The following is a 20041-nucleotide window of genomic DNA, read 5'->3' as shown; positions in this document are numbered from 1 at the left end:
CTTGGATAAGGTAGATTTGATATTAGAATGCAGATTATGCAAGAGCAACGATTTGCAAAAGATAATTACTCTAGAGAAAAATCCAATTGGTGATAGGTTCTTTTCTGATATAAATATTGCAAAAAGCATGGAGTTACATAATGTAGAGCTAATGCTTTGTAAAGAATGCGGACAGATCCAGTTAAGTGAAGTAGTAAGTCCTAGTGATATTTATACAGAAGAGTATCTTTATACTTCTAGCACTTCAGTTGGATTAATAGAGCATTTAAAAAAGGGTGCTAGAGAGCTAATAGATAGATTTAATTTAAAAGAGGGTTCTTTGATTGTTGAGATAGGCAGTAATGAGGGTGCTATGTTAGAGGCTTTTAAAGAGCTTGGAATGAAGGTTGTAGGAATTGATCCTGCTATGAAAGCAGTAAATAAGGCAAAAGAGCGTGGGGTGGATACCATATGTGGGTTTTTTTCTCTAAATTTAGCTAAAGAAATAGAAGCTAACTATGGAAAAGCCAACATGGTAATCGCCAACAATGTAATCGCCAATATCCCTTTGTTGCAAGAAGTAGTGCATGGTATATCACATTTACTAGAATATTCTGGTGTGTTTGTCTTTGAGACTAGCTATGCACAAAGCGTTTTAAAGAGACATCTAATAGATACGATTTATCATGAGCATATTAGTTATTTTTCTGCTAAGCCTTTAGGGAGATTCTTTGCGTCTTGTAATTTGGAGTTATTTGATGCAGAGGAGATTTGGACTAAAGGAGGGAGCTTAAGAGGGTATGTATCTAAGCCGTTGTGTTTTTCTAAAACACAACGGCTAAATGATATTATAAAGAATGAAGAATCTTTTATCTTTGCTTCTCATATTGTGGCAAATAGCACTAATTTGGAAGTTTTATTTAACGAAATTAGCAAACTTCTAGGAGATAGGGAAGAATTTATTTTTGAGAGTTTTTATGCTAAAGCAGTTTTTGAGCAAAATTTGCTTGATATGGTGTTTTTAGAACATATTAATTATTTGTATCTTTTGCCTTTAGTAGAGTTTTTAGAAAAGAAAAGTTTAAATGTCTATGATGCAAAACTAGTTGAAAGTAAGGGTGGAAGCATACAAATAAGAATCTCAAAAGATATGAGTAAAGAAAAGTCAAAAGAACTTTTAGGACTAATGGAAAGCGAGAGAGAATTTTTCAAAAAAGAAGATATTTTTGCAAACTTTACAAATGGGTTGGAAAAATTTAAAGCCGAAGTTAGGAAGCTTACATTAGAGATTAAAAAAAGGCAAGGAAGTGTAGGTGTATATGGTGCTTCTGTGGGTGGAGTTATGATGGTGTATCATTTGGGATTGAGTGATGTGATTGATTATTTTTTAGATGATAATGTAGCAAAGATTGATAAATACGCACCAAATCTTGGAATTTTGGTAAAAGATTCTAAGGCTTTAGAGAGTGAAGGTGTAAAAGAGTGTATAAGTGTGGCTTGGAGATTTATGGAAGCAATTACAAATAAACATAAAGAATTTTTAGAAAAGGGTGGTGTATTTTATTCATTAGAATTGCCAACTTTAAGTGTAAAACAATATATAAAAGAAACTAAATCATCTGCGGGGGGGGGGGGGAATAGAGAGCTAATTCTCCTTTATATGCTATATTTAAGGTGCAAATTTAAATATCCTCTATTTTTAGGGGGTGCTAGATGATAAGGTTTATGAATCTAGCAGTTACGGAATCTGAAAGAGATTCTCTTATTCAAGTAATTTTACAAGTTTTTAATCATGGTATTTTTATAAATGGTCCAGAACTAACAGAATTTGAATCTAAAATTGCAAAATTTCATAATAGAAAATATGCTAATGGTGTCTGCTCAGGCAGTGGTGCTTTATTGTATGCATTAAGGGCATTGGAAATTGGTATGGGTGATGAGGTGATTACTACTTCACTTAGTTGGATAGCTACTGCAAATGCTATTGCAAGTTCTGGTGCTACACCAATTTTTGCTGATGTAGATTCTGATTTAAATATAAATATAGAAAGTATAGAAAAATTAATAACACATAAAACAAAGGCAATTTTACCTGTGCATTATGCAGGAAGGGTTTGTAAAATAGATGAAGTATTAAAATTAGCAAAAGAAAATAACCTAAAAGTCCTTGAGGATGCTTCTCAAGCAATAGGTGCTAGTAAGAATGGAATCTTAGCGGGTAGTTTTGGTGATGTATCTGCTTTTAGTCTTAATCCTATGAAAGTGCTTGGTGCATTGGGTGAAGCTGGGGTTGTGCTAAGTGATAATAAAGAGATAAAAGAAAGAATAGATATCCTAAGATACAATGGCACTATAAATAAAGAATCTTGTATTGCAGTTAGTTTAAATGGAAGAATGGATACACTTCAAGCTAGTATTTTATTAGAGAGATTAAGAACATTTACCAATATAATAGAAAAAAGAAGAGAAATTGCATATTACTATCATAAACATTTAGAGGATGTTGTTAAGACACCTTTAGAAAATGAAGGTGAGAAAAATAGTTGGTATAGCTATACTATTATGGGGGAAGATAGAGATTATTTGCAAAAATATCTGCTAGAACATGGAATTGAGACAAAAATACAACATCCAATTTTAATGCCAGAACAAATTGCATATAAAGGCAGTAAGTGCATAATAGATAATGCACAAAAAATTGTAAAGCAAATTTTATGTATCCCTGCAAATGAGAAAATAACAAAGAATGAACAAGACTATATAATAGAGAGAATTAGGAGATTTTATGGGAAGTAAAATAGTTCTTTTTGCCACAAAGAGAGTTGGGATTGAAGTTTTTAGATTCTTGTTTTCTAATAATTACCATATTTGTGGTGTTGTTAGTGATGAACTAGAAATAGTAGAGTTTGCAAAAGATTCAAATATACCTTGTTGTCCTTTTGGTGATGTAGAAAACTTTTTAGATACTCTAGAATCTTTTTCTTGGCTTGTAAATGCATGGAGTCCACATTATATAAAAAAGGAAATTTTAGATAAGTTTGAGTATAGATTAAATATCCATCCAAGTTATGCACCATATACTCTAGGTAATGATAATGCTGCATGGGCCATAATGGAAGAAGTTGAAAATGGTGAGATAATCGCTGGGGTTTCATTATTAGAGATGACAGAGAAGATTGATGAGGGTGGAATCTGGGCTAGAAGTAAGGTTGATGTGAGCTTTCCAATCAAAGGATATGAGTTACAAAAGTTATTAATAGATGAGTGTATAATACTTTTTTGTGAGAAGTTTAGCGATATTTATAGTGGTAAAGTAGAAGTTATGTATTTGAGCCCAATATCCAAGCATACAAGAAAAGAAACAAATGCAAAAAAGATTCTAAAGAGCAGTGATATGCTTAGTGTATATGAAGTTGTAAATAATATTTTAGCAAATGATTTTAGCCCTAATTATACGAGCATTTTAGAACATAAAAACCAAAAATACAAAATAACTATAAATTTGGAGAAAATTAATGACTAATGAAGAATATGTGCTTAGCAAAATAGATAGATTCTCTGCGGGGGGGGGGGGATTATATAGTTCTTTTCCTAGATTTATAAAGTTAGAGACAAGTAGCAATTGCACTGCTAGGTGTCTTATGTGCGGTATAGATGAGTGGAAACGTGGTGGTGCTATTATGAAAGATGAATTGTTTTTTAAGATTGCAAATGAGATTATTTTACACAAAAATGATGTAACAAAAGTAGCACTTTTTGTTGGCAATGAGCCACTTTTGGACAAGAGCTTAGCATTTAAAATTAAAAAATTTAAAGATTCTAATATTGCTGTTAATTTCTCTACTAATGCTTCATTGTTGGATTTTAAGAAAGCAAAAGAAATTTTGGATTCTGGTCTTGATGCAATTAATTTTAGTATTGATAGCCTTGATAAAAAAGAGTATGAAAAGATTCGAAAGAATCTTATTTTTGAGAGAGTTATGGCCAATGTTATTTGTTTTTTAAAAATGAGAAATGAGAAAAATTATAAAACTAAAATAAGGGTAAGCATTATAAAAAGCAATGCAAACAAAGAGTGTTTTGATGAGATTTATAATTTTTGGGCTAGAGTTCTTGATGTTAGTCGTGGAGATTCTATTAGGATTGATGATCTTTCATATGTATATGGAACAGATTCTAAAAAAGATACTATAGAGCAAATGCAGGGGAACATGGAAGAAATATACAAAGAAGCAAACAAAAAACCATGTTATATATTATGGAATACAATGGTAATAAAATGTGATGGCAGTGTTGCTTTATGTAATGTAGATCAGTGTAGAAATGTAATTTTGGGAGATTTAAATACACAAAGCATACAAGAAATATGGACAACATCAAAGGTAAAAGAAGCGTATAAACAAGCACATCTTAAGGGTGGAAGGGGTAGAATTAATCTATGTAAAAATTGTCTTGGGTGGCTAGAATAGATGAAAAAAATGTTTATCTTTGGTGGTAGCAAAGGTATTGGTGGAGTATTTACCAAACAAGCTTTAAACAATTGTGATGTTACCTTATTTTCTCGGACGAATCCCTATTCTTTTGATGTAAATTTTATTGAATCTGATTTTTGTAAAGATGAGTTTTATAGTACACTAAAAGAGAAATTAAAATTAAAAGATTCCAAAAAAATAGATCATTTAGTGTTCTTTCTAAAATATCGTGGAAGTGAAAGTGGTTTTGATGATTTTAGTGGTGAAATTCAAGTGGAATTAATAATGGTGAAAAATGCTTTGGATATTTTAGAAACTCATTTGAGTGATAACGCAACAATAGTCTTTGTAAGCTCTATTTGCGGGAGTCTGATAGCTAAAAATCAGCCTTTAGGATACCATGTAGCTAAGGCTGGTTTGGAGCAAATTGTTAGATTTTATGCGTTAAATTTGGCAAAAAGAGGCATAAGGGTAAATGCAGTAGCACCTTCTTTAACTCTAAAGCCAGAAAATGAGGAATTTTATAAAAATGAAGAAGAATTAAGCAATCTTTATAAAATGCTATCCCCGCTTGGTAGAATGGGTAGAAGTGAAGATGTATGTGAGGCTATTTGGTTTTTGTTAAAAAGTAGCTTTGTAAATGGGCAAATATTGCGTGTAGATGGTGGAGTTAGCATACAAGAATATGAAACTCTAGTAAGAAATATTGCAGAATTTTATAATAAAGCACCATTGCAAAAATCTAATGATAAAGGAAATACAATGAAAAATACTAAATTCTCTGCGGGGGGGGGGGCAAATAGAGAGATAATCTCTTGTTATTTTTGTAATAATTTAAATTATGCTGCTAAAGAGGTGGTGGCATGAGTTATGTTATTGATTGGTGGAATATATCTTTAGGTAAGGAAGAGCAGGAGGCAGTTGCAAATGCAATAAAAAGTCGTAAAATCGCGCAAGGTAGCATTACAGAAGAGTTTGAAGAAAAAGTTGCAAAGTTTTTAAATGTGCCTTATGCACTAGCTGTCCCTAATGGCACACAAGCACTAACTTTAGCATATATGGGTCTTGGGATAGAATTAGGAGATGAAATAATAATGCCAAATAGGACATTTGTGGCTACTGCTCATGCTGGAGTTATACTAGGAGCTAGAATAAAAGCAATTGACGTAAAAGATAATCAAACAATCAATGAAGAACTCTTAGAAACTGCAATTACTTGCAAAACTAAAGTAATAGTGCCTGTGCATCTAAATGGTGTGGCATCTAACATGGATAGAATCCTAGAAATAGCTAAAAAGCATAATATAGAAATAGTAGAAGATGCCTGCCAAGCCTTTGGCTCAAAAGATAGTAAGGGTAGAAATCTTGGTTCTTTTGGTAGGTTTGGTTGCTTTTCTTTAGGACTTGCAAAGATTCTTACAACAGGGCAAGGTGGGATTGTGGTGATGAAAGATAAGAATGATTATGATAGGCTAAGGAGGATTAGAAATCAAGGCGTCTTTGATGTAAGGAGTGAAAATAGTTATGAAATTAAAGCTTATAATTTCAAGTTTAATGATATGCAAGCTAGTGTTGGCTTAGTGCAACTCTCTAAAATAGAAGAAAAAATGAAAGCTTCAATTAATAATTATAAAAGATATGAAGAGAAATTAAAGGGGGTTAAGATTCTAAAGTCAAATATAGAAAATGGTGAAGTACCTATGAGAGTGCTTATTTTTGCAAAAGACAATTTAGCATTAAGAGAATATCTGCTTAGCAAGGGGATTAAAACTTCTTTAGAATCTCCATCTTTAAATCATTGTCCGCATTTGAATATTAAAGAAGAATTTCCTGTAAGTGAAGTTTTTAATAACGAGCTTTTAATACTACCTAGTGGTCCTAATTTGGAGTTAGAAAAGATAGATATAGTATGCAATGAAGTCAATAAATGGGTGGAAGAAAATGCCTAGATGTGTGGTGATAGGAACTACAAATAGTGCAATCTCTCTAGCAAAAGGTGTATTGGATGGAGGTGGAGAGTTAGTTGCTGTTGTGAGCTTAAAAAAGGAGCTTTTGCCAAATAATTCTGTAGATATTGAATCTTTTGCCAAAAGTGTAGGTTGTGAGTATTATGAAGTAGATGATATTAATAATTTTACTTCCTTATTTGCTAGTTTTGATATGGATTATTTGATTGTTAGTTGGCCTAAGATTCTAAAAGAAAATATATACAAGCTATCCAAGAGAGCAACTATTGTAGCACATGCGACGGATTTGCCAAAGAATCGCGGAAGACATGCAGGACATTGGTATAAGGTTTTGGGGCTTACAGATGGGGTTTTGAGCTTTTTTTATATGGATAGTGGTGTAGATAGTGGAGAGATTATTTTAAAGCTTCCATTTAAGATATTAAAGAGTGATACTATAAATGATATAAATAAAAAAATAGATAAGCTAAGTAAAGATGGTATTTGTGAGATTTTGCAAAACGAATCTTTGGTTAGAAATAAAACCAAGCAAGTAGGAATCCCAAATTATTGGCGTAAGCGAAATATGCATGATGTGCTAATAGATGTAAGAATGCCTATTAGATATATTATTTCTTTAGTAGATTCTTTTTGTCCTCCTTATCCTTGTGCAAAGCTTATCTGTGAATCTAAAGTCTTTGATATCACAAAAGCAGAAAAGATAGATAAAGAATGCAATAATATAGAATATGGCAAGGTGTTTTTACTAGATGATACTAGTATTATTTTAAAATGTGGAGATGGTGCAATTAAACTATATAGTAATGAATCTTTTAAAGATTATTTTGTAAAACTTCAAGGATTAGAAAATAAAAAAGGACTAATAAATGTTGAAAACTTGGATTCTGCGGGGGGGGGGGGGATTTATGTGCTCACTCCATCGTTTTATATAGCAAAACACAAACTAGAATTGTAGAAAATTTAAAGCATGGAGAATTCCATGCTGTATTCTAGAGAAGATCTTTTGTCAATGGGATTTAGACATTTAGGACAAAATGTAGAGATTGACACTAGAACAACAATTGATAATCCACAAAATATATCTTTGGGTGATTTTGTAAAAATTGGATCTTTTGTAATTTTAGGAGGAGATATAAAAATAGCTTCTTATGTTCATATTGGATCTTTTACATCTCTTTATGGTGGATATGGTATAGAAATTGGATCATTTGTCGCTATTAGCAATTATGTTAGACTTATCAGTCATAGTGATGATTATTCAGGCGATAGTTTGACTGCTCCATTTGTTCCTGATGAGTTTAAACCAAAGCAATATGGCGGGAAGATAACTATAAAAAATCATTGCATAATAGGTAGCGGAAGTTGTATTTTACCAAGTGTAACTATGGAGAATGGGACCGCATTAGGTGCTATGAGTTTATTAAAAGATTCTACGCAAGAGTTTGGAATTTATGCAGGAATACCTGCAAAAAAAATAAAAGAGCGTAGCAAAAAACTTCTAAAGCTAGAAGAGGAATTTTTGCAAACTATCAAGCATTAATTATTTTAACTTACTCCAGTTATCACCCATATTTATACTGCATTTTAGTGGGATTTTTAGCTGTAAGGCATTTTCCATAATTTCTGCAATTATTTTTGATTCTTCTTCTACTGCTTCTTTTGGAGATTCAAAGATTAGCTCATCATGCACTTGAAGGAGCATTTTTGATTTCAGTTTTTGTTGTGTTATTTTATTCATTGCAATTTTTATGATATCAGCAGCACTTCCTTGAAAAATAGCATTTATTCCTTCTCTTAGAAATGTTGCTTTTTGATGTTCTTGTATATCTTTAAAATCAAAGCTTCTCTTTCGCCCTAATATAGTTTTTGAATAGCTATTTTTTAAGATGAATTCTTCTTGTAGTTTTAGGAAACCTTTAACGCTTGGGAATGATAAAAAATAATTTTGTATATATTCTTTTGCTTGTTTGTAGTCTATTTTTAGCGTTTCGCTTAGTTTTTTTGGTCCCATTCCATAAATTAGTCCAAAGTTTATGCTCTTTGCTATGCTTCTATATTCTTTTGCCATCTCATTGCCAAAGATTTTTTTAGCAGTTTCTAAATGTATATCTAAATCATTAAAAAATGCATCCATCATGGCTTTATCTTCTGAAAAATGAGCTAGTAATCTAAGCTCTATTTGTGAGTAATCAAGGCTTAGTAGAGTATGGTTTTCTTTGGCGATAAATGCTCTTCGTATGTTTTTGCCTTGAACATTTGTCGTTGGTATGTTTTGTAGATTTGGATTTTTGGAGCTTAGTCGCCCTGTGTTTGTGCCTGTCTGCATAAATGAAGTATAGATTCTATGTTCTTTGTCATTTTGTGCATATGAAATTAGTGGCTCAATATATGTGCTATATAGTTTAAAGAGTTCTCTGTATTCTAGGATTTTTGGGATTATTGGATGCGTGTCATATAGTAATTTTAGGACATTCTCACTCGTGCTAAAGCCAGATTTCGTCTTTTTGCCAGTTTGTAGTTGTAAGTCGTTAAATAGCACATCTGCTAATTGTTGAGGTGAATTTAAATTGAATCTTTTTTGTGTTATATCAAATATTTCTTCTGAAATATCATTTAGCCTTTGTTTTGTTTCTTGCTTTATTGTGTTTAGATATTCTACATCTACTCTTATACCGCCTAGCTCCATATTTACTAGATTTTCTATAAATGGAAACTCAACTTCTATTGCAATATTATTTAATTCCTGCTCTAGCAAATCTTTTAGTTTAAAATACAGACAATAACTAGCTGCTGCATCTTCACTAGCATATTGTGCTGCATGACTTATTGATACTGACGAGAAATTTTCATCTTTTTTTACTATGTCTTTGTAGGCTATCATCTCATGAGAGAAGTATTTTTTCATTAAAAAGTCTAAGTTGCTTAAAGAATCACTCTTATAAAGCCATGCAAGTATCATGGAATCTCTAACTTTAGAGAAGTCTGGGTAAATATTAAAGTTTGTTTTTAGAATCTCTATATCATATTTTATATTATGTCCTATGATTTCTTTGCATGAGAATATTTTTTTTATAAATTCTTTTGCACACTCTAAGCTTACTTGTTCTTCAACCCCAAGATAGCTGTGTGCTATTGGGACATAGTATGAATCTACCCCATCTAAGCTAAAGGAAAATCCGACTATCTTAGCAGTCTTTACATCAAGTGAAGTAGTTTCTGTATCAAATGCGATTATCTGATTTTCATCTAAATTCTTGGCAAACTCCATTAATGCTTCATTAGTGTTTAGTAGATTCCATTTGTATGAGAATCTAGAATCTTGTCGTTTCTCTTGTAGATTTTGTTTTATTTCTTTTGTGTTTGATAGCTTTTTTAGTATGCTATTTAAGTCGTATTTTACTAGAGATGGAATTATGTTGTTTAGTGGGCATATTTTTGGCATTAGACATGATGGTAAATCAAGATTTTTTATTAATGAATCGTTTAATCTCACTAGCTCTTTACTTTTATAAGCATCACTTTTAGAATCTTCTAGTAATTTTCTTATCCTTTCTGTTTTTATTTTGTCTAAATTTGCATAAATATTATCCAAACTCCCAAACTCTTCTAAGAGTGCTGCAGCCCCTTTAGCACCTATACCCTTTACACCAGGGACATTATCTGCAGTATCTCCAACAATGCTTTGATAGTCTATAAATTGTTCTGGATATACGCCGTATTTTTCTTTGCATTCTTCATGTTTTACTTCTATTTTCTTAATTGGGTCAAAGAGAAGCGTATTTTGGTTTATTAGCTGATATAAGTCTTTATCATGGCTTATTATTCTTACCTTTATACCTTGCTCTGTTGCATATTTGTTAAGTGATGCTATTACATCATCTGCTTCATATCCATCTATGCTTATACTCTTAACTTCCATTTCCTCTACCCATTGCAGTGCTATTTCTAGTTGTATTTTTAGATTCTCTGGTGCTTCTTGTCTGTTTGCCTTGTATGTTGGGTCTATTTTTTTTCTTAGATTTTCTTTTGAATCTACAGCAAAAATTAAATAATCATTTGGATAATCTCTATGTAGTTGCATTATTGTCTTTGCAAACCCAGTTAAAAGCCCAGTTGGGAATCCTTGTGAATTTTGTAGTCTTGGGAGTGCAAAATAGCTTCTAAAAAGAAATCCAAAAGTATCAATTATTGTTAATGTTTTCATGTTTTATCCTTAACAAGGAATAGCCTTGTTTTAAGAGTTTTGTTGTTTTTTTAGATGCTTTTTTTTTGATATATATGTTTATAGATTCTACACCTAGTGAAAATGCCATAGCAAAGTATATGTATCCTTTTGAGATATGGAATTCTAAGCCTTCTGCAACTAGTGTTACTCCAACTAAAATTAAAAATGCTAATGCTAGAATCTTAATAGTTGGATTATCATCAACAAATTCTGAAATACTCTTACTAGCTATCATCATTACGCCAACAGCCACGATTACCGCAATTATCATTATCTCTATATTGCTAACCATACCAACAGCAGTAATTACTGAATCTAAAGAAAAGACAATATCTAAAATTGCAATTTGTATTAAAATCGCAAAAAATCCTTTCTTTGCACCTTCTTTTAGAGTGTTTTCATCTTCTTGTTTTTCTGCATTGTCAATATCATGGTGAATCTCTAGCGTTGATTTTGCTATTAAAAATAATCCTCCAAGAATTAAGATAATATCCCTGCCTGATATTTCTTGTGAAAATACACTAAATAGCGGTTCTGTAAGCTTCATAATCCAAAATAGTGATAAGAGTAACAAAATTCTAGTAGCCATAGCTAAGCTAAGTCCGAAGATTCTAGCTTTTTGTCTCTTCTCTTGCGGTAGTCTTCCAACTAAAATTGCTATAAAGATGATATTATCTATCCCCAAAACTATCTCTAAGCCTATAAGTGTTGCAAGTGCTATCCACATTTCAGGGGAGTTTATCCATTCAAACATTGCGTAACCTTTGTATAAAAATCAAGCAAAATTTTAAGGTTTTTATCTTAAAACATTGCTTTTAATAAGTCTATTTGTTCCTTTGATTTTATAAATCTTTAAAACATGAAGCTACTTTTGTGTAGTTTAGGTTTTTGTAGAATTTATCTGCCTTCTGTGTGATTTTAATATGATTAAATTTACAAATATACAAGTAAGAATTTTAATAAAAACAAAAAAGCATAGTTGCAAAGTCATAGGATTATTGTATCTGTATCCAAAAGCTTGTAATTGTAGGCTTTTACATGGTTTTGAATTTGGATTTAAATTATTAGGTTTAGAGTAGGGCGTAATTATTGTATGATATTACGCCCTCTAGTATGTTTTATTTAAAGAATCTCATCTATCTAAACTTTATTTATACCGGAAATACTCTAATGCTTTTATCTAGTGCTTCTTGTAATACAGATTCAATTGCAAATAGCGTCCCAGTAGAGCCACTAGCACAGCCACTGCATGCACCAAGATAGCGGATATATACATCAGTATAACCATCGCTTGCATTTTTAAGTTCTATTATTTCCATATTTCCGCCATCCATCATAAGCATAGGGCGAATCTTCTCATCAATTACAGATTCAATAGCTTTAATCTTTTGCACCATTGTCATATCATTGAAGCTCAAATTTCCACTAGCACTTGAATCTGCTTTATTTTTTAGAGATTCTTCTTCCATTTCTGCTCTTACATCACGCAGAATATCTACTAAGTAATACTCTCTTTCTTCATGACCACCCGGCTTTATACAGCTTTTACAAAATGCACCTGCCTTTGTGTATTCTGTGATTTCTTCTACGCTTTTTAAGTCATTTAGCTTGATTACTTCTTTTAGTGTCCCAAGGCTTACTCTAGCACATTCACACACGATTATTTCATCTTCGAAATCTTCTGGATTCTTGCCTAGATATAGCCCTGCTGCTTTTTTAATTACATCATATGCCATTACAGAGCAGTGCATTTTTTGTCCCGGCACTGCTGGAGTATCTGGGTCATCTCTTAGTGCTTTTTCTACATCTATGTTTGTGATTTTTACTGCTTCTTGCACTTTTTTACCAAGACATAATTCAACCATCATATCAGAACTAGCAATAGCAGTCCCACAACCAAAACTCTTAAATTTCGCATCTACAATTACATCATTAGAATCTACAAGCCAATAAAGCCTAACTGCATCTCCACAAGCCTCTGCACCATAATCAGCTACAATTAGTTTTAAGCCTCTTTTGTCTGCTTCATCTTGTGTGATAACTCCAAGATGTGTTGGATTATCCATTCTTTCACTAACTTTCTTAGAATAAGCGTCCCATAACGCTCCACCAAGTAATTCATTTTTTGCCATATTTTTTCCTTTTAATAACTGCTTGAAATCGCTCTTAAGCGTTCTATTGATTTTTTGAATATATCTATTGTGTAGTTAATTTCTTCTTCTGTTGTGAATCTACTTAAAGAGATTCTAACTGCAGTGTGTGCTAATTCTTTATCCGCACCAATTGCACTCATAACTGGGTTTGCCTCTAAATCTTCGCTTGCACAAGCACTACCGGTAGAACAAGCTATACCAAATTTATTTAAATCCCAAAGCATAGCCTCGCCTTCAACACCTCTAATACTAACTAGAATCGTATTTGGCACACGATTAGAGCGATTACCAACTACAAAGGTATCTGGCAAACTAAGCAAAGCATCTTCTAATCTATCCCTTAGTCTTCTTACATTATTTTTCTCAAAATCAAGGTATAAAGTTGCTTGTCGCATAGCTTCGCCCATTGCTACAATATAAGGCACATTTAGAGTTCCGCTTCTTCTTCCGCCCATGTGTTCTCCACCATGAAAAAGAGGAGTTAGTTCTCTACCTTTTTTGATAAATAGCCCTCCAATGCCCTTTGGACCATGGAATTTATGTGCTGAAAAGCTTAAAAAATCAATATTACACTTTTGCACATCTACTGGAATCTTTCCGATTGCTTGTACCGCGTCTGTGTGAAAAAGAACCCCCTTTTCTTTGCAAATTGCACCGATTTCTTCGATAGGGAAGATAATCCCTGTTTCGTTATTTGCCCACATAATGCTTACAAGTGCAGTTTTATCTGTGATTGCTTTTTCTACTTCTTTAGCATCTAAGCCACCGCTTTCTCCGATGGGCAAATATGTAACTTCTACACCAAGTTCTTCTAAGAATCTACAGGTAGAAAGAATAGCCGGGTGTTCTACTTCTGTGGTGATTATGTGATTTTTTTTTCCATGTCGCAAAACATCAAAATATACTCCTTTTAGCACCCAGTTATTACTCTCTGTCGCACAAGAAGTGATAATAATATCGTCTTCATCTTTAGCATTAATCCCATCATATAAGTGATTGAAAGCTTCTCTTATGGCACTATGAGTTTCTGTGCCAAAGCTATGAAGTGAGTTTGGATTCCCATATTTTTCACAAAAATAAATATCCATTAATTCCTTTGCCTTTGGGTCTAGCATAGTAGTTGCATTATTATCTAGATAAACCCTATTTTTAGGTTTTTCCATCAAATATCCTTTAAAAAATTTAAATTATAAATTACCTTTAGCTTTTAACCTAAATAAACTTAAAAGAGTTTGAATTATTACATGAATATTTTTATCGCTAATTCCAAATCTTCTTTTGTATCAATTCCAAATGATTTGCTATCTACTTTCGTCATTATTATTTTTTTGCTATTATCTAGTGCTCTTAATTGCTCTAGTTTTTCTATGTTTTCCATATTTGATTTTGGTAGGTTGCAGAATTCTTGCAGACTTTTGCCACTAAAGGCATAGATTCCTAAATGACCATAATAAATAATATTTTCATTATCTCTATTGTATGGAATCTTAGCTCTTGAGAAATATAGTGCTTCGTTATTCTTATTGACTACAACTTTTACTAAATTAGGGTTTTCTGCTTCTTTTTGACCTATTTCTTTCATGCAACTACCCATAAATGAATCTTTGTTATTTAGCATTGTTTGTTTTAAGCATAGCACTACTTCTTGCTCTAAAAATGGTTCATCGCCTTGTAAGTTTATTATTAGCTCATCATCTCTTAAAGATAAGATTCGTGCACACTCTGCGATTCTATCTGTGCCACTATTATGATGATTGCTAGTTAGAATCGCTTCTATATTGTGTTTTTTGCATACTTCAACTACTTCATTATCTTCACAAGCTACAACCACGCTGTCTATTTCTTTTGCAATATTTGCAACACGCACTATCATAGGGATATCCCCTATGTTTTGTAGAATCTTTTGTGGGAATCTAGTTGATTTTAATCTAGCGGGTATAATAATCATTAAAAATCAAACAATTCACCCAAAAAGCTTTCTCTCTTTTTGGGCTTATGATAATATTCACCTCTATCATCATAGCGTGGTCTTTCGTTATAGCTTTGAGGTGTTTGTGTTGCTTGTGAAGATCTTTCCATGATTTTATCTAGTTCACCTCTATCCAGCCATACTCCTCTGCATTTAGGGCAGTAGTCTATCTCAACTCCACTTCTCTCACTCATTACTAAATCAACATTGCATACAGGACACAACATATTCTTTCCTTTAAATATTATAAAATTCTCTATACCAAGATACGAAATTTTTAATACCAACCTTAATTGGTGTATTTGGTTTATAATCTAGTTCTTCTATTAAATCATCTACATTTGCATAAGTAGAAGGCACATCACCTGCTTGAAGAGGTAGCATATTTTTCGTGGCTACTTTTCCTATTTCTTCTTCTATTGCACTTATAAAATCCATTAGTCTAACAGGATTATTATTTCCTATATTATATATTTTATATGGTGCTTTTGAGCTGTGTGGATCTGGATTCTTGCCACTCCAGTTTGGATTTGGTGTAGGGATATTATCAATCACTCTTGTTATACCTTCTACAATATCATCAATATAAGTAAAGTCTCTTAACATTTCACCATAATTAAAGACATCAATAGCCCTTTCTTCTAAAATTGCTTTAGTAAATAAAAATAAAGCCATATCAGGGCGACCCCATGGACCATAAACGGTGAAGAATCTTAAACCAGTAGTTGGTAGGTTAAATAAATAAGAGTAAGTATGTGCCATAAGCTCATTACCCTTTTTGCTTGCAGCATATAGGCTTATTGGGTGATCTACATTGTCACTAGTGCTAAAAGGCATACTTTCATTTAAACCATATACAGATGAGCTAGAAGCGTATGCCAAGTGCTTTATGTCATTATGTCTTGAGCATTCTAGGATATTTATAAACCCAACTATGTTGCTATCAATATAAGCATATGGATTTACAAGAGAGTATCTAACTCCAGCTTGTGCTGCTAGATTGCAAACCTTATCAAATTTTTCTGCTTTAAATAGAGATTCTAAGTTTTCTCTATCTTCTAGGTTTAATTTTATGAATCTGTAATTTTCATATTTATCGCTTTGTATAATTTTATTATACTCGATATTGTATGTATTGATTCCAGCTCTTTTTAATCTACCATATTTGATATTTACATCATAGTAGTCATTTATGCAATCAAGCCCTATTACTTCATCGCCTCTTTGTATTAGTTTTAAAGCCAAAAATGATCCTATAAATCCTGCTGTTCCTGTAACTAAAATTTTCATTAACTCTCCATTATAGAATAATATTGTTGTAAGAATATTTGATTTGCAAGTCCATTGAACTCTCTTCTCTTTAGCTTTGATAAGCAAAGTTCTATTGCATTAACTACCCAGCTTATCTCATGTATAGGTATAATTCCCATGTGATTTATTCTAAAAATTTTGCCCTTTAGCCTATCTTGCCCACCTGCTATATTTACATTAAAATCATTTTTAAGCATTTTTCTTACTTTTTCTGCATCATCGTCTATAACTGTAGTCATAGCTAGTGCTGGTATTTTTGGATAGATTCTTAATCCTAAGTTTTCCATAACGCAATCACATGCTAGTGATCGTGCTTTTGTTTCTTTATATATATTTTCATAGCCTATTTTTTTAGCTTCTTTTAGAAATGCACAAAGTCCAGTTGCCAAGCTCACAGGAGCACTCCATGCAGTTGTATTTTTTTGTTGGTTTTTTAGTTCAGTTTTTAAATTAAAGTAGAATCCTACATTTCTAGATTCAAGCTTTTCTAGTGCAAATTGACTTAATCCTATGATACTCATACCAGCAGGTAGCATAAATGCCTTTTGTGAGCCACCGATTAGAACATCTACATTTGATACATCTAAAGGTTCTACACCCATAGCTGTTATTGCATCTATTATTACGGTAACATCTTTGTTGTATTCCTTGATAGCTTTTGCTATAACTTCATAAGAATGTCTTAACCCTCCAGCACTCTCACACACTTGCATACAAATTGCATCTATATCAGGATTTGCTTTTAGTGCATTTATCACACATTCTAATCCAGCAGGAGTATCCCATTCATTGGTGATTTCTATATATGGTATGTTAAAGGCATTTGCAATCTTGCTAAATCTTTCTCCAAATTTACCACTATTTATTGTTAGCACTTTTTTGGCACAAAATGTCAATAAACTAGCTTCCATGGCCCCACTACCAGAGCTAGATAGCATTAGAACTTCAGGCATTTTTATCATATCTTTTAGTAGTTCTCTGGTTTCAGAGAATATAGATTCAAATTCTTGTGTTCTGTGATGTATTGTTGGCAATGCTAGAGCGTTTCGTATGAACTCTGGTGTTGGTGTAGGTCCGGGCGTAAAAAGTAGCATGTCTTTCTCCTAACTATTCCTTAAATTAAGCATACTATCTAATTTTAACTCAAGTAAAACTTAACAGCTTTTGCACCACAACATATAAGATAAAAATTCTGCAATTTTTTGACTTGAATCTCAAGTTGAAAGTTATATTTTTTAAGCTTAATATTTATTGATTTTTTATAAAGATTCTATAATAATGTGTACCTCATTGATATTAAGGAGGAAACATGAGAAACGATTGGATTTTGAAGGTATTTTTTGGTGTGTGTATGGTATTTACACTAGGCGTTTGTGCGTATGCAGAGGATTTTTCTAAACAGAATGCATTGTTGCTATCAAGCTCTGGTTACAAGGATACTGGGTATTTGACTCATGCACTGCCTTGGATAAAGGATTTTGTAAAGCAAAACAAGCTAGAAGGCAAAAGGATTGCATTTGTTCCGTATGCTGGAGTTAGGAAAACTTATAATGAGTATGAATCTCAAGTAAAAACTGCACTAAAGAGCATAAATGTAAATATAGTAAGTATCCATAAAGGCAATGCAAAAGATGAGATAAACAAAGCAGATGCTATTTTTGTGGGTGGTGGCAATACTTTTGAGCTTGTTCATCAAATGTATAATAATGACATTATGGATCTAATACAAGAAAGGGTTAGAGCAGGGATACCATATATTGGCTGGTCTGCAGGGTCAAATGTAGCTGGTGCAACTATGCAAACAACAAATGATATGCCAATAGTAGAGCCAGAATCTTTTGAAACTCTAAATATATTCCCATATCAAATAAACCCTCACTTTATCTCTGGTAAGCCAGTTGGACATAATGGGGAGAGTAGGGAAGAGAGATTAGAAGAGTTTTTAATCGTAAATAAAGATTCTACTATTTATGCACTACCTGAAGGTGTGGCGTTGCTAATTAATGGAGATAAAGTCAAAGTGCTTGGAATGGATAAAAAAGCACCACTTCTTAAAATGCAGTATCAAAAAGAGGTAGAAAAGATAAGTATAGGTTCAGAGTTTAAGATTAATTAATATAAGCTTTATAAAACATAGCATATAATTCTAGTTGCCTCTCTTGAGACTTGTGCAATTGGTTTCTTGGGTAATGCTTCAGGGTGGGAACACAGCAGAGCACCTAAGTTATCGATGTGCCGCAAGTATCTTAAGGGAGGTTTTTATCTTCTGGTTTCTTGCATTTTCTTTAATCTAATTTGGCACAATATAATTTTTTATCGCAGTTTTTTTGGAGGGAGACAAAACTTATCCTGCTACACAAAAGCCTACATCCCTAATGCCTTCCAAGAAGAATTAATAGCATTTGAAATCATTTTGCTCATATATATATTATTTCTTACCGAAATCCAAAAAGAAGGATTTTTACCTGCAACATAACCATTTTTTGTATCTAGAAAAACTTTTTCTCCCCAAGTTGGTTCTTTTTCATCAATTAACATCTCAATCTCATTGTAAAGCTTCTTTGCACATTCAATATATGCATGCTCAGTATCCATAGTATCAGAAGTTCGATATCTGCAATACCAAAATTCTATTCTATTATTTTTTATGCTTGGAATATCAATTCTAGGAATCCAGCCCCTAGCTTGCATATCATATCTTCTAGCTGTAGTAAGTGTATAATCCCCATAATAAACATTAGGAAATTCTCTATAGAGGCGACTGAAACCTAAATCACATTTCTTAACTTCTCCCTCATTTGAGATCGGAACTGTTGGGGGAAAACAGGAAAAAGCATAAATTATTGCCTTGATTTTGAAATCTGAAATTATTTTAATATAACTAAAAAAATCAAAGTCTTTTTGCTGGTTTTCAGCATCCAAAATTACAATACATTTATCTAAATATTTTTCTATTGCTTCAAGATATTTATGATTATCTGGATCTAAAGCATTTAATCTTAATGCTAAAGTTGGAAATTTTACACTTAAAACTTCTATTTGCTTTAAAACATCATCTATGCAATCAGGATTATAGTGAATGCATGGAATAAAATTAAGTCCCAACTTATTATATTTCATAACAAAATCTACCCATTTTTTGTAGCCATCATTATTAGATAATAACATATCTTGTATCTCATCATTATCTAGAGTTTCTTCTGTAGTCAAGTCTAATATGAAGTAGTTATTGGCAAAAATCTTAGATACTTCTTCCATTTTTTTTTCAACAGAACCTTTTTGATTTTTTTGAGTAATTCTCGATCTTGTTAGCTCTAAGATTGGTAATATTTTTATTTTGTCTGTATCTGATAATTTTTCATATGCCCTCAACTCTGCATCGCGACTTTTTAAAATTGGAAAATAATAAAACTTCATTTAATATTCCTTGAGATATCCTAGTTTAAAAGCACGATATTTGATTGCTGCAGATGAAACTTTGAAAAAATCAGCCAAACTATTTATTTTATTATTACCTTTTTTTATTTCAGTGTCAAATATTATTTTGGGCATTAATAAGTCTGCAGCAAATTGATTGGCTTCTAATTCTTTTTTATTTCCAGTATCATTGCTAGAACGAAAAAGGATAATATCTTCAAGCTTATTGCCTTGTTTTAAAAAATCCTTATGTAAAACAAAATGTGCAAATTCATGTGCTAATGTAAATCGTTTTCTTGATACAGAATGATATTTATTTACAACTATTTGATATATACCACTAGTTCTATATTCTATTTTTCCAGAAATATCATCATCGAAATAATCTTCCCAATAATCAATTTCTGGGATATTACTAATATAAGCAAATATATCAAAAGGTTGAGTTTCAATTCCTAGATTTTCTGCGTGGTGATATATTTCGTCAATGGTTTTCTTATTGTAAGTATCTAAGTTTTTATTTCCCTTATTACTAATAAAAGCCATTT

19 protein-coding genes and 1 other RNA gene are annotated in these 20041 nt (G+C 32.1%); 10 read left to right on the top strand and 10 right to left on the bottom strand.

The window, feature by feature from the left end; genetic code table 11:
• Window position 1 precedes the first annotated feature (1 nt).
• The 8 genes from PF021_RS05460 to PF021_RS05425 are packed head-to-tail and all read left to right on the top strand — an operon-like array spanning window position 2 to window position 7958.
• A complete protein-coding gene (locus tag PF021_RS05460; RefSeq protein ID WP_271021418.1) occupies window positions 2-1696 on the top strand; it encodes a class I SAM-dependent methyltransferase in 1695 nt (564 codons plus the stop codon).
• Window positions 1693-2775: a DegT/DnrJ/EryC1/StrS family aminotransferase gene (locus PF021_RS05455; RefSeq protein WP_271021417.1), complete on the top strand. Its 1083-nt coding sequence runs from the start codon at window positions 1693-1695 to the stop codon at window positions 2773-2775. The genes PF021_RS05460 and PF021_RS05455 overlap by 4 nt, the downstream gene beginning before the upstream one ends.
• A complete protein-coding gene (locus PF021_RS05450) occupies window positions 2765-3502 on the top strand; it encodes a hypothetical protein (protein ID WP_271021416.1) in 738 nt (245 codons plus the stop codon). Before PF021_RS05455 ends, PF021_RS05450 begins: the two co-directional genes overlap by 11 nt.
• A complete protein-coding gene (locus PF021_RS05445) occupies window positions 3495-4448 on the top strand; it encodes a radical SAM/SPASM domain-containing protein (protein ID WP_271021415.1) in 954 nt (317 codons plus the stop codon). The genes PF021_RS05450 and PF021_RS05445 overlap by 8 nt, the downstream gene beginning before the upstream one ends.
• Entirely contained in the window at window positions 4449-5318 is an 870-nt protein-coding gene (locus PF021_RS05440) for an SDR family oxidoreductase (protein WP_271021414.1), read from the top strand. It abuts the gene before it with no gap.
• Window positions 5315-6400: a DegT/DnrJ/EryC1/StrS aminotransferase family protein gene (locus PF021_RS05435; protein WP_271021413.1), complete on the top strand. Its 1086-nt coding sequence runs from the start codon at window positions 5315-5317 to the stop codon at window positions 6398-6400. The genes PF021_RS05440 and PF021_RS05435 overlap by 4 nt, the downstream gene beginning before the upstream one ends.
• Window positions 6393-7373, top strand: a complete 981-nt coding sequence (locus PF021_RS05430) for a formyltransferase family protein (protein WP_271021412.1) — start codon at window positions 6393-6395, stop codon at window positions 7371-7373. The genes PF021_RS05435 and PF021_RS05430 overlap by 8 nt, the downstream gene beginning before the upstream one ends.
• 24 nt (window positions 7374-7397) lie before the next feature.
• On the top strand, window positions 7398-7958 hold the full coding sequence (locus tag PF021_RS05425; protein ID WP_271021411.1) for an acyltransferase: 561 nt from the start codon (window positions 7398-7400) through the stop codon (window positions 7956-7958).
• On the opposite strand, the gene polA is transcribed toward PF021_RS05425, so the two are convergent.
• The 8 genes from polA to PF021_RS05385 all read right to left on the bottom strand — a co-directional run bounded on the left by polA (window position 7959) and on the right by PF021_RS05385 (window position 17170).
• A complete protein-coding gene (polA, locus tag PF021_RS05420; RefSeq protein WP_271021410.1) occupies window positions 7959-10622 on the bottom strand; it encodes a DNA polymerase I in 2664 nt (887 codons plus the stop codon). It lies immediately after the preceding gene.
• Window positions 10600-11397 (bottom strand): TerC family protein, encoded by a 798-nt coding sequence (locus PF021_RS05415; protein WP_271021409.1) that lies wholly within the window; start codon window positions 11395-11397, stop codon window positions 10600-10602. The genes polA and PF021_RS05415 overlap by 23 nt, the downstream gene beginning before the upstream one ends.
• 397 nt (window positions 11398-11794) lie before the next feature.
• Window positions 11795-12775, bottom strand: a complete 981-nt coding sequence (locus PF021_RS05410; protein WP_271021408.1) for an iron-sulfur cluster assembly scaffold protein — start codon at window positions 12773-12775, stop codon at window positions 11795-11797.
• An 11-nt stretch (window positions 12776-12786) separates the two neighbouring features.
• On the bottom strand, window positions 12787-13959 hold the full coding sequence (locus PF021_RS05405; RefSeq protein WP_271021407.1) for a NifS family cysteine desulfurase: 1173 nt from the start codon (window positions 13957-13959) through the stop codon (window positions 12787-12789).
• Between the two features lie 77 nt (window positions 13960-14036).
• The gene (gene kdsB, locus PF021_RS05400; RefSeq protein ID WP_271021406.1) at window positions 14037-14744 is read right to left on the bottom strand and encodes a 3-deoxy-manno-octulosonate cytidylyltransferase; all 708 of its coding nucleotides are present in this window, start codon (window positions 14742-14744) and stop codon (window positions 14037-14039) included.
• A complete protein-coding gene (locus PF021_RS05395) occupies window positions 14744-14992 on the bottom strand; it encodes a TFIIB-type zinc ribbon-containing protein (protein ID WP_271021405.1) in 249 nt (82 codons plus the stop codon). The genes kdsB and PF021_RS05395 overlap by 1 nt, the downstream gene beginning before the upstream one ends.
• 10 nt (window positions 14993-15002) lie before the next feature.
• Window positions 15003-16055, bottom strand: coding sequence for an NAD-dependent epimerase (locus PF021_RS05390; protein ID WP_271021404.1), 1053 nt, complete (start codon window positions 16053-16055; stop codon window positions 15003-15005).
• Window positions 16055-17170, bottom strand: a complete 1116-nt coding sequence (locus tag PF021_RS05385; RefSeq protein WP_271021403.1) for a pyridoxal-phosphate-dependent aminotransferase family protein — start codon at window positions 17168-17170, stop codon at window positions 16055-16057. The genes PF021_RS05390 and PF021_RS05385 overlap by 1 nt, the downstream gene beginning before the upstream one ends.
• Window positions 17171-17427: 257 nt before the next feature.
• On the opposite strand from PF021_RS05385, the gene pepE reads away from it, so the two are divergent.
• Together pepE and ffs are read left to right on the top strand one after the other, a co-directional pair.
• Complete coding sequence (pepE, locus tag PF021_RS05380) at window positions 17428-18192, top strand: dipeptidase PepE (protein ID WP_271021500.1); 765 nt, start codon at window positions 17428-17430, stop codon at window positions 18190-18192.
• Between the two features lie 41 nt (window positions 18193-18233).
• Window positions 18234-18331: signal recognition particle sRNA small type (gene ffs, locus PF021_RS05375), an RNA gene on the top strand.
• Between the two features lie 109 nt (window positions 18332-18440).
• Here ffs and PF021_RS05370 read toward each other — a convergent pair.
• The gene (locus PF021_RS05370) at window positions 18441-19493 is read right to left on the bottom strand and encodes a beta family protein (protein ID WP_271021402.1); all 1053 of its coding nucleotides are present in this window, start codon (window positions 19491-19493) and stop codon (window positions 18441-18443) included.
• A complete protein-coding gene (locus PF021_RS05365; protein ID WP_271021401.1) occupies window positions 19494-20039 on the bottom strand; it encodes an ImmA/IrrE family metallo-endopeptidase in 546 nt (181 codons plus the stop codon).
• Window positions 20040-20041: the final 2 nt, after the last annotated feature.

It is taken from the genome of Helicobacter ibis, from assembly GCF_027859255.1.
Classification (GTDB): domain Bacteria; phylum Campylobacterota; class Campylobacteria; order Campylobacterales; family Helicobacteraceae; genus Helicobacter_D; species Helicobacter_D ibis.
This window is presented reverse-complemented; position numbering and strand designations above follow the sequence as displayed.